Raw genomic sequence first — 2,449 nt, 5'->3', positions numbered from 1 at the left:
GGTAAAGGTCTTCGGAGCTGTCAACATCACCGACGGCGAGGTGGGTGGAACCGCACCGAACACCACCGAGCCTGTTCCGACGAATGTGCAGTTGTCGTTCTCTTGTCCGCACAACGTGTATTTCAGGCCTGAGACGGTGATCGTGCTTGCCTGAGCCTGGGCGTTTTCCGCACCAAAAGATGCCAACACTGTTGCTACCGCAACACCCACAAGTTTTAAAGATCTCATCATGTCCGTATGTATCGCTAAAAAGGGGTTTTCCCCGAAGATTCAGCAAGATCGACCAAAGCCGTCCTGCTTTCGCATTTTTGAGTACAGAGAGAGATGAACCGGAGAACGCGGCGATTGCGTTCATTGCTGATGAAGCTGGGCTTCCGATGTGCCGTTATCCGCGAACGGAAAACGTTAGACATTCGCACGTGCATTGAGGGCTGCCAGATGGACGCGCGCTCAACGTGTTGAAGGGGCACCGGTCAACGTATATTTATTTCGATTTCCTTACTAATGACCGCATGAGGTTAATCCGGCGAGGTGCCATCAGTGACTTCTCGACATACCGAAGATGCGGGCCGCAACGCACGGTGAGACTCGCGCTGGAAGTCCGATCCGCCGTATCTGTGACAAACAGATGTTCGCTCAGCGCGTCCATTCGTAAAATATAGGATTCCTGATAAATCAGTTAAATACCCTATCTTTCACAATTGACGGCACAACGCCGATACGACCGCAGTGCCGGTCGAGGCAACTCACACCCCGGCCACCGCGTTCGAAGCCTGAAATCCATGGGCCGCGCGTCTAGTTCCGGCAGTGAAGCACCGGCGAGAGCCCTTACACTACCTGTTCCAGGCGGCCAACCCACTCGCCAGCCTGCAACGCATAAGAAAGCTTGCCAGAGCACCGCGCGATTTACGTCCATGTAACTCTTGCCGGACACAACGGTTTGTGTGGCATTAGTTACGATCATTTTAGGCAGATGGATTATAAACGTTTCACTCGTGAAACTCGGCGCGAGGCGGGATGATAAGTAATAATTTGGAATACTTTCCGCGAGACGCTCAGAATGTTTTCGAAACCAACGGTAATGGAAAAGCATTGCCTCACCATTGTGCGGAAACGAACGGTTTTAGTTTTTTATCACGGGTGAAAGCAACGTGGCCGAGATAACAGCCGCTGTGTTTATTTTTGTATTATTAATATCAATATATCATTCTTGTTTTTCTATGGATACAGCAATATCGTTCGCACTCCTGTAAGTGTGGAAGCGTTCTGAATCGCATTTTCAGGATCACACGACGCCTGTTATGCGCGAACGCCAGAGCACAATTGCGACCGCCCTCAATCCGCCTTAACCTATCATCGAACCCCGACCTGGAACCGCACTATGCAAGCACATCCTTTGCGCCTTTCTCCGGGCGACGACCTGCGTGTCGCCCTTGAAGACGTGCTGCGTCAACTCAAGTTGCAAGCGGCCTTCGTGATCCAGGGCATCGGCAGCCTCAGCGTTGCCCAACTGCGATTTGCTGGGGACGAGGACCCTACCGAGCTGCGCGACGATCTTGAAATCCTCACGCTCGCCGGGTCTCTCTCGTGTGACGGAGCGCACCTGCATATGTCGGTTGCCGACCCGCGCGGTGGAGTGTTCGGTGGTCATGTCGCACGCGGTTGCACGGTCCGTACAACCGCAGAGATATTGTTAGCGCTTCTTCCCGAACATCGCTTCTCCCGGGAGCACGACTTGAGTTCAGGCTTCATGGAACTGGTGATACGAAATGAACCACCCATGGAGTAGGATCGACGCATGCATCCGGACAGCGTGGGCGAATTCGATTGCCTCGTCCCTCTGAGGGGAAGATGGCCGCATCGAACAGCGGCGTACGACCCCGCCTGGACTCCTTCGTTCACCAATAGATCCCCCGATGAAACGGGGAAAACCCCTACGCAGCACGGTTAGGCCCCCCCGCCCAGTCCTGTCACGGTTTCAGCATTCACGTCGAACGATCATTACCCTTGGGATAACAGACGCGTCCCGAACGTGCTTGAACCTGAATTTCTCGCTGCCTAGAATCGCCTCATGTCTGGAGCGAGAGCACCCATGTCCAGTCAAAGTCGCATCGATCGCGGACGGCGTGGTGCTACTCACTGAGCGCATCGTCGACGTCTTGCATACGTGTCGCCGACGCCAATCCACCGTCGAAGAGACTTACAGGAGACACGCAATGATCATCTACGGAACTGCACTGCTCGCGTTCTGCCATCTGGCAGGACTCTTCCTCGGCGACCTGCTCGGGGTCGCGATCGGCGTTAAGACGAATGTCGGCGGTGTCGGCATCGCCATGCTGATGCTGATTTTCCTTCGGCTCTACCTGCACAAGAAGGGCTGGCTGCCGAAGGAAACCGAAGCGGGCGTGGGCTTCTGGGGCGCGATGTATATCCCCGTCGTGGTCGCGAT

2 protein-coding genes and 1 pseudogene are annotated in these 2,449 nt (G+C 54.7%); 2 read left to right on the top strand and 1 reads right to left on the bottom strand.

Features of this window, described 5'->3' with window-relative positions; genetic code table 11:
- Nucleotides 1-231 (bottom strand): annotated as a pseudogene (locus WCA53_RS30615) (hypothetical protein); the annotation flags it as partial.
- 1,150 nt (nucleotides 232-1,381) lie between these two features.
- Here WCA53_RS30615 and WCA53_RS30610 point away from each other — a divergent pair.
- The gene (locus tag WCA53_RS30610; protein ID WP_423920284.1) at nucleotides 1,382-1,789 is read left to right on the top strand and encodes a PPC domain-containing DNA-binding protein; all 408 of its coding nucleotides are present in this window, start codon (nucleotides 1,382-1,384) and stop codon (nucleotides 1,787-1,789) included.
- A gap of 427 nt (nucleotides 1,790-2,216) precedes the next feature.
- Nucleotides 2,217-2,449, top strand: a 233-nt coding sequence (gene madL, locus WCA53_RS30605; RefSeq protein ID WP_423920281.1) for a malonate transporter subunit MadL, incomplete at its 3' end; no start/stop codon positions are given.

The organism is Caballeronia sp. (assembly GCF_049581465.1).
In the GTDB taxonomy this organism is placed as follows: domain Bacteria; phylum Pseudomonadota; class Gammaproteobacteria; order Burkholderiales; family Burkholderiaceae; genus Caballeronia.
Note: the sequence above shows the minus strand (reverse complement) of the source record. Positions and strands in the feature narration are given on the sequence as shown.

Coding starts and splice junctions, on each gene's coding strand:
- WCA53_RS30610 (WP_423920284.1), top strand. CDS start 1,382: ATGCAAGCACATCCTTTGCGCCTTTCTCCGGGCGACGACCTGCGTGTC.